The sequence below is a fragment of the Janthinobacterium sp. FT14W genome (assembly GCF_009208755.1).
GTDB lineage: Bacteria > Pseudomonadota > Gammaproteobacteria > Burkholderiales > Burkholderiaceae_D > Janthinobacterium > Janthinobacterium violaceinigrum.
Genome location: NZ_WFLL01000060.1, coordinates 21,466 through 28,394 on the forward strand (window position 1 = coordinate 21,466; position 6,929 = coordinate 28,394).

Consider the following 6,929-nt stretch of genomic DNA (forward strand, 5'->3'; position numbering starts at 1 on the left):
CAACCTGTCTCTGGAGCATCTGCCCATGTTACGCATGAAAACCCTGACCTTTTCCCTGCTGGCCGGCCTGGCGCTCGCCGGCGCCCATGCCGGCGCCGACACGGGTACCCTGGCTGTCGCCCGTTGCAGCCCCGAGGCGCTGGTGCCGGCGGAGCAGGGCGGCGCGCGCGTCGTGCGCTACCGCAAGAACATCGATGACCTGACGCCTGCCGAACTTGCTGCATTCAAGCATGCGGTGAGCGAGATGAAACGCAAGAGCCAGGAAAACGTGTATGACCGGCGCGGCTTTTTGTGGCAAGCCTGGGTGCACAACTGTCCTTCCGTCGACGTGTTCAATGACCGCAAGGCGGCCTTGCCCGGCGACGGCTTGAAGTGGCTGCTCAGCGACCCGACGCGCAACAGCTGCGATGTCGCGTATTTCCTCGACAAGCCGCCGACGGAGGCAAATTCCCATCCGGAATTCCCGGGCGAGTGCGAACACCAGAAAAACACCTTCCTGCAATGGCACCGGGCGCAGCTGTATTTCTATGAGCAGGCCTTGCAGGCGGCCGACCCGAACGGCGAGCGGGGCCCCAGCACGCGCAACGTCGCGCTGCCGTACTGGAACTTCACCCGCAAGCCCAGCGGCGTTCGCTACCCGAAAGCCTTCGAGGATGTCGATTCGCCGCTGTACGATTCGACCCGCATCAAGGGTAGCCTCGACAGTTCCATGGCCACCGCCTCGCCGAACTTGCTGGGCTATCAGATCTATTACATGGACTGGAATGATTTTGGCGGCGACGAGTATGGCAGCGGCGGGGGCGGCAACCTGGAAACGCGCATCCATAATCACATGCACGCCTTTTACATGGGCGGCAACATGGGCGACAACATCACGGCAGGCCTGGACCCGCTGTTTTACGCCTTCCATAATTTCCTCGATTACAGCTTCGAAAAATGGCTGGACGAGCATGGCGACAGCGGCATCCGGGGCAGCGGCCGCAGCACCTTCCTGCGCAGCGAGCAGGATGCCGACCTGGCCAGGCCCGTCGGCTGGAGCGCGGGCGACGGCGATCCCCAGCGCCCCGATTCGGGCAGCTACACGGCGAACATGGGGCAGGCCGAGATTTACTTCGACACCATCAAACAGGGCTATGGCTTCCAGCCCACCTATGGCGGCGAGTTCGTGCGGAAAAAGGACTTGCAGGCGCTGATCGACGAGCGCCAGCGGGCCGGCTTTGCCTTTGGCGACAACCAGAAAAGCCTGTTTGCCGCCCTGTTGAGCGACCAGGCCAGCGATGGCACGCTCGCCAAGCCCGACATCGTCCTGGGCGGCGCCTACACCATCGCCTCGGCGCCCGTGGCCAAGGACAAGCGCGCGACGCTGCACCTGGACCGCGCACATGCCATGGAAGACTACAGTTTCCAGGCCGATGTCTACCTGCATCCTGCGAACGTGGCCGTGCAGCTGGACGACAAGCGCTTCCGCGACCGCTACCTGATCACCAGCACCAGCCACTGGGCCTTGTCCGGCACGCATGCGCACAAGGCTTACGCCATCGACGTGGATATCACCGGCATCGTCGACAGCCTGGTGCCCCGGAAGCGGGGCAAGACCTGGCAGATCACGGCAGCCATCACCACCAACGACAAGGGCCGCGGCCTGATCCGGCAAAGCGACTTTTCGCGCCCGGCCGTCGTCATCGTCGACCGCCGGCCGCCTCCCCAGCCCAGCTATGAAGGAGTGAAATGATGAGCGCACCGACAAGTTTCAAGCGCGACGTGCAAGGCCTGTTTTCCAGGTATGTCGCCGACATGAACAAGGTCAAGCTGAACAATCCGTCGTCGTCGGGCGTGCGCGTGCTGCGCCTGAACGAGTATGAGAGCGTGAAGGATTCCCATTACCAGATCCAGGTGGCCCTGCATGGCTACGATTACGACAGCCGCAGCGACACGTGGCTGGTGAGCGCCGAGCACCGCCTGCTGGTGCGGGGCGGCAGGGCGGGCGAGTATGTGCGCTCCGCGCCCCATCCCATGCCGCCGGACGGGCCCATGCCGCAGGAGGGCATCGACATCTTCGACCAGTGGGTCAGGGACGGCATGCAGCCGTAAGTCCAGCAGCCTCGCGTGCCTGGCGGCACGGACATCTTCGATTACCAGGAGTTCAGCATGGCATATACCGCGTTAAGAATCCATCCGGCCATCGGCATCGCCCGTGTCGGCAACAGCGAAGAATATTATCTGGGCCCGGAAAGCATGGCGGGCATGGAGTTGCCGGGCAAGACATGCACGGGCGGCCTGCCGATCCGGCCGGGCACGGAAGACACCACCATCGTCAGTACGGAACTGCGCGACGCCAGCGGAAAGCTCAAGCGGCAGGCGGCCCGCTTCCGGATCTTCCAGTATGCGTTCGACGAGGCAGCGGGACTGGAGACGTATCCGCTCGGCAAGCGGGGCACGCCGGTCGAAGTGGCCATCGGCAGCACGGTCGATGGCAAGCTGGTCAAGGACATCGTGTGGACCGTGCACCTGGCCAACAAGAAGGCCAATAGCTGGGTGGGCGGCGACGGCGTGGCGCCGTTCGAGCATGGCTGCGCGCCGCTCGTGCGCAACCGGGACTTCATCGGCCAGAACACGCCGGACGACCCGCAGCGCCTGAAACTGCTGGTCATTGATGCGGGGCCGCGCGCGGTCCTGGCATCGCGCCAGGCCGTGGTGCAGTTCGACGCGGCCACGGAACCCTCCTGCGCGGATGCCGACAGCGGCGCCGTGTGCGCCTTGCCTGCCTATCCCGTGTCGTTTCCCCGCGGCGGGACACCGGGCGCGGATGGCCATGGACCGGGCGCCATCATCGCCTCGCTGGGCGCCATCACGACGGAAAAAAATGGCCGCCTGCTGGTGCTGGGCGGCTACGGCAAGGCCTGCGGCTTTGACGCGCAGGGCAATTACTCGGCCAGCGCCGCGCTGGGCGACAACGTCAACAACGATCGCTGGTTCGACGACGTGGCGGACGGTCCCGTCACGGCCAGCCTGGTGTTCGCCGACGGCAGCAGCCGGACCGTGGAGGGCAGCGCCTGGGTGATCTCGAGCGATCCGTCGTATGCGCCGCAAACGGCCAGCGTGGTGACGCTGTGGGACGACCTGTATTGCACCTGGCTGGAAAAGATGGCGCTGCGTCCCGCCATCTATGCGCAGGGCAGCTATCAGGCCGGCTACCGCTGCCATTTCGGCAGCGAAGTACAGCCCGTCCTGCGCGCCGCCTCGCTGCAGAAGTGGACCACCAGCCTGCCGCCGCGCGCGATCAAGGAGCATGACCGGCTGGGCCAGATGGCCGTCGACGGCTTGCGCGGCTACCGCATCATGAACTTCATCCGCGATCCGGACCAGCCGGAACTGGCGACGGCGATACCGCAGATGCCCTTGTCGCTGGGCGACGCGGGCAGCGGCCTGCTGTCGCTGACGCGCGCGCAGTATTTCTTCATGAAGCAGTGGTCGCAGGACCGCTATGCGCCTGCCGGCAGCGATGTTCCGCTGGGCGCCGGCGAGGCGCTGGACCGCACGGTCCTGTTCAACTGCCTGGGCGGCCGCTACAGCCCGGGCATCGAAATGGGGTTTATCGTGCGCGACCCGGGCCTCTACCAGCAGGCGTGGCAGCGCCACGACAGCGGCGGGCCGTTCCGCATCAACCGCGAGCGGCTCGATTACCGCAAGGCCGTCAAGGAGCGCCCCTTCCTGACGGGCGGCTACACGCCGCTGCGCGCCGGGGCGGTGCAGCCCGGCGACCTGTCCAAGTTCATGGCCCTGCCGTGGCATACGGATTACAACTCGTGCGCCACGCATTTGCCGGAAACGCCGCCCGAGCGCCAGCTGCTGAATAATCAGGCGGCCATCGACGCGGCCACGGCGACGCCTGGCAACGGCATCAACACGCTGCTGTACTCGTCCTGGCCGGCGCAGCGGCCCGTGGCCGTGTACACCTACGACGACGTGGTGGCCAGCGGCACGGCGCTGCCGACGCCGCGCTTTTCCGTGCGGGGCAAGGGCACGCGGGCCGATGGCCTGCCATCGACCACGCCCCCCGACGCGGGAATCGACCGGCCCGCCATGCAGGTGGGACGCTATCAGGACCGCGCGCAGTTCCTGCTGAACTGGCCGCGTATCGGGGTGGTGGTGCAAAGCACGGCCATCCCGCAGGCGCAGGGCAACAAGAACATCTGCCACGACTACTACCTGGAAGTCGAGAGCCTGTTCGACAGCGATGAAAGCAATCTGGTCGAGTATTGGCGCAACACGGCCATCGACAAGGTGTACCGGCCGAAACCGAAGCCCTGATGCCGGCGGCCGCAGCACATCCCGGCGCGCCATCGCGGCAGCGCTACCGGGTCGCCATCGTCGGCGGCGGCCCGGCCGGCTGCGCCTGCGCGCTGGCGCTGGCGCAGCATGGCGTGCACGACGTGCTCGTGATCGAGGCGGGCGACTACACGCCGTTTCGCATCGGCGAGAGCATTCCGCCCGAAGCCAACCGCCTGTTCCAGGCGCTGGGCATTGCGCAGGATTTTTTCGCCGAAGCGCACGCGCCTTGCCATGGCAGCTGTTCCTGGTGGGGCAGCGACAAGCGCGGCTACAACGATGCGCTGATGCATCCGCTGGGCCATGGCTGGCACCTGGAGCGTTCCCGCTTCAACGGTTTCCTGGCGCGGCAGGCGCGCTTGCGCGGGACGGAAGTGCTGCTGCACGCGAGCCTGGCCGCGTCGGCCCCGGCGGACGGCGGCGGCTTTGCGCTGCAATTGGCGCTGGGCTCCGCGGCGCAGCCGCGGCAAGCCACCATCCATGCCGACCTGGTGGTCGACGCCAGCGGCACGCGCGCCGTCTTCGCGCGCCAGCGCGGCAGCCGCAAGGTCGAAACGCTGCCGCTCGTATGCCTGGCCATGCGCTTTGCCGCGCCAGAGGGCGGCCGTTGCGGCCTCACGCACCTGGAAGCGGTCGAACATGGCTGGTGGTATGGCGCCCATCTGCCCGACGCCACCCTGCTGCTGGCGTTCTACAGCGATGCGGCCACCGTCAGGGCGCAGCGCCTGCAGCATGCAGGCAGCTGGCTGGCATGGCTGGCGCAGGCGCCCAACACGGCCGCGCTGGCCCGCGGCGCGGCGCCGCTGGCGGGCGGCGTGCAGAGCTTTCCCGCGCCGTCCTATTGCCTCGACCGCCTGCATGGCGACGGCTGGCTGGCCATCGGCGACGCCGCCTCGGCCTTTGATCCCGTCACGTCGCAAGGCATCGTCAAGGCGCTCGCCAACGGCATGGCGGCCGCCGGCGCGATTGCCGGCCATGCCACCCTGGGCGCCGTGGCGCAGACGGTGGCGCACCGCTATGCGCAATACCTGGCCCTGCGCCAGCAATATTATGGATGGGAGCAGCGCTGGCCCGCCGCGCCGTTCTGGCGCCAGCTGCATGCCGGCGCAGAGGAGCCGGACGTCTAGTTCCGCGTCAGCGCTCCTGTCGCCGCTGCGCTTCGCGCTCCAGCGTATCCTTGCCGATGATTTTCAGGCTGGCGCCGCCCTTGAAGGGCAGCGTTTCCTCGCTGCCCGCCAGCTCGATGGCGGCCGAGACGCCGATTTCGGCCGTCACATCGACGAAGTCCTTGCGGAACATGCGCAGCTCGGTATGCTTGATGATGCTTTGCAGCGCAATCGACTGGCCCGGCGCGATCGTGGTGAAGGCGCGCTTGAGTGCGTGATTGGCCAGGCCCGTCTTCAATACCTGGCTTTGCTCGCTCGCGTTGTCGATCAGGCGCATATTGGGCCCCCGCGCTTGCATGTAGGTGAGCGGATAGCCGACGTCCCCGTTGCCGGTATTCTTGATGAGCACCTCGATGCGCATGTCGCTGCCCGTGAAAATGCAGGCGGGATTGTCGATGCAGTGGGCGCTGATGGAGAGGATTTCGTTCGGCATGGCGTTTCCTGGGAGTTGTAGGGACACTGCAAGCAGTGCGATTAGGAGCCGTTCAGGATGATATCGCATTTGATCTGCCGTCCTATTTTCGTCCGCAGCAAGTCCTGTACTTCGATGGCGATCTGCCAGGCATGCCGGTCGCGGATGACGATGGAGCCGGCCGAGTTCATGATGTTGGCCGCGGCCGGTTCCGGTTCCTCATCGTCCGACAGCGAGGGCACGGGCGCATCCCAGGTACCGTCCGGCTTCTTGTATTTGACGGTCTCGTCGTCTCCTTCCACATACGAGTATTCGTCCGGCAAGCCATAGCAGTGACCGAATTCATGGGCGTGCGTCTGGCCATCGGTCGAGGCGGACACGTCGATGATGGTACCCGTCACGCTTTCGCGGTCGTAGCGTTTGTGGATCTGCATGACGTAGTGCTCGTTGCTCTCCACATACACGACGCGGTAGATGATGGGCAGGGTGCGCGTGCCGCATTCCGGATCGCTGATTTTCATCTGGAATTTATTGTTCCAGTGGCTTTCCAGTCCCGTGGTGGCGATGCCCTTCACGTACTTGATGACGGCGGCGCGCTGCTTGGCCCGCGTGGCGGCCTGCGGGGTGCCCTTTTCTCGGTCTTCCAGCGCCTGGTCGGCCGGCTCGAGCACCGTGATCACCTTGACGCGCAATTCGGCGACGATGCCGGTATTCGATTTCACGGGCACGTAGATCTTGTAGCGCACGTTGTCGAAATAGTTATGCGGCGCGCCGCTGGCGCCAAAGGTGTTGTTGTAGCGGGGCACGCTGGAGACGGAGATCTCCTTTTCATAGTCGGCGATCCAGCAGGCGGGCCGCTTGATCAGCACTTCCTTGCGCTGCTTGTTGTCGACGGGGCTGGTGCTCGACGTGGCGCGGTCCTTGAACTTCGGTTCCGGCCTGGCGGGCGGCACGTGCTGCGGCGCCTTGGCCGTCGTGCCTGGTGCGGGCGCGCGGCCGGCCGGCGCCTGCGCGGGCGCTGG

6 protein-coding genes are annotated in these 6,929 nt (G+C 66.0%); 4 read left to right on the forward strand and 2 right to left on the reverse strand.

What is annotated here, in order from left to right; all coding sequences use genetic code 11:
* Positions 1-25 precede the first annotated feature (25 nt).
* The 4 genes from GCN74_RS25640 to GCN74_RS25655 are packed head-to-tail and all read left to right on the forward strand — an operon-like array spanning position 26 to position 5,456.
* Entirely contained in the window at positions 26-1,732 is a 1,707-nt protein-coding gene (locus GCN74_RS25640) for a tyrosinase family protein (RefSeq protein ID WP_193317263.1), read from the forward strand.
* Complete coding sequence (locus tag GCN74_RS25645) at positions 1,732-2,091, forward strand: hypothetical protein (protein ID WP_152259276.1); 360 nt, start codon at positions 1,732-1,734, stop codon at positions 2,089-2,091. Before GCN74_RS25640 ends, GCN74_RS25645 begins: the two co-directional genes overlap by 1 nt.
* A gap of 57 nt (positions 2,092-2,148) precedes the next feature.
* Positions 2,149-4,311, forward strand: coding sequence for a LodA/GoxA family CTQ-dependent oxidase (locus GCN74_RS25650; RefSeq protein WP_152259277.1), 2,163 nt, complete (start codon positions 2,149-2,151; stop codon positions 4,309-4,311).
* On the forward strand, positions 4,311-5,456 hold the full coding sequence (locus GCN74_RS25655) for an FAD-dependent oxidoreductase (RefSeq protein ID WP_152259278.1): 1,146 nt from the start codon (positions 4,311-4,313) through the stop codon (positions 5,454-5,456). The genes GCN74_RS25650 and GCN74_RS25655 overlap by 1 nt, the downstream gene beginning before the upstream one ends.
* Before the next feature lie 7 nt (positions 5,457-5,463).
* Here the strand turns inward: GCN74_RS25655 and GCN74_RS25660 are convergent, their stop codons facing one another.
* Both GCN74_RS25660 and GCN74_RS28975 read right to left on the reverse strand, forming a co-directional pair.
* Positions 5,464-5,928 (reverse strand): hypothetical protein, encoded by a 465-nt coding sequence (locus GCN74_RS25660; protein WP_152259279.1) that lies wholly within the window; start codon positions 5,926-5,928, stop codon positions 5,464-5,466.
* Between the two features lie 41 nt (positions 5,929-5,969).
* Positions 5,970-6,929 (reverse strand): hypothetical protein (locus GCN74_RS28975; protein ID WP_193317264.1); only part of this gene is annotated, 960 nt, incomplete at its 5' end.

Excerpts from the sequence above, each read along its gene's own strand:
- GCN74_RS25640 (WP_193317263.1), top strand. The coding sequence starts at position 26 with ATGTTACGCATGAAAACCCTGACCTTTTCCCTGCTGGCCGGCCTGGCG.
- GCN74_RS25645 (WP_152259276.1), top strand. The coding sequence starts at position 1,732 with ATGAGCGCACCGACAAGTTTCAAGCGCGACGTGCAAGGCCTGTTTTCC.
- GCN74_RS25650 (WP_152259277.1), top strand. The coding sequence starts at position 2,149 with ATGGCATATACCGCGTTAAGAATCCATCCGGCCATCGGCATCGCCCGT.
- GCN74_RS25655 (WP_152259278.1), top strand. The coding sequence starts at position 4,311 with ATGCCGGCGGCCGCAGCACATCCCGGCGCGCCATCGCGGCAGCGCTAC.
- GCN74_RS25660 (WP_152259279.1), bottom strand. The coding sequence starts at position 5,928 with ATGCCGAACGAAATCCTCTCCATCAGCGCCCACTGCATCGACAATCCC.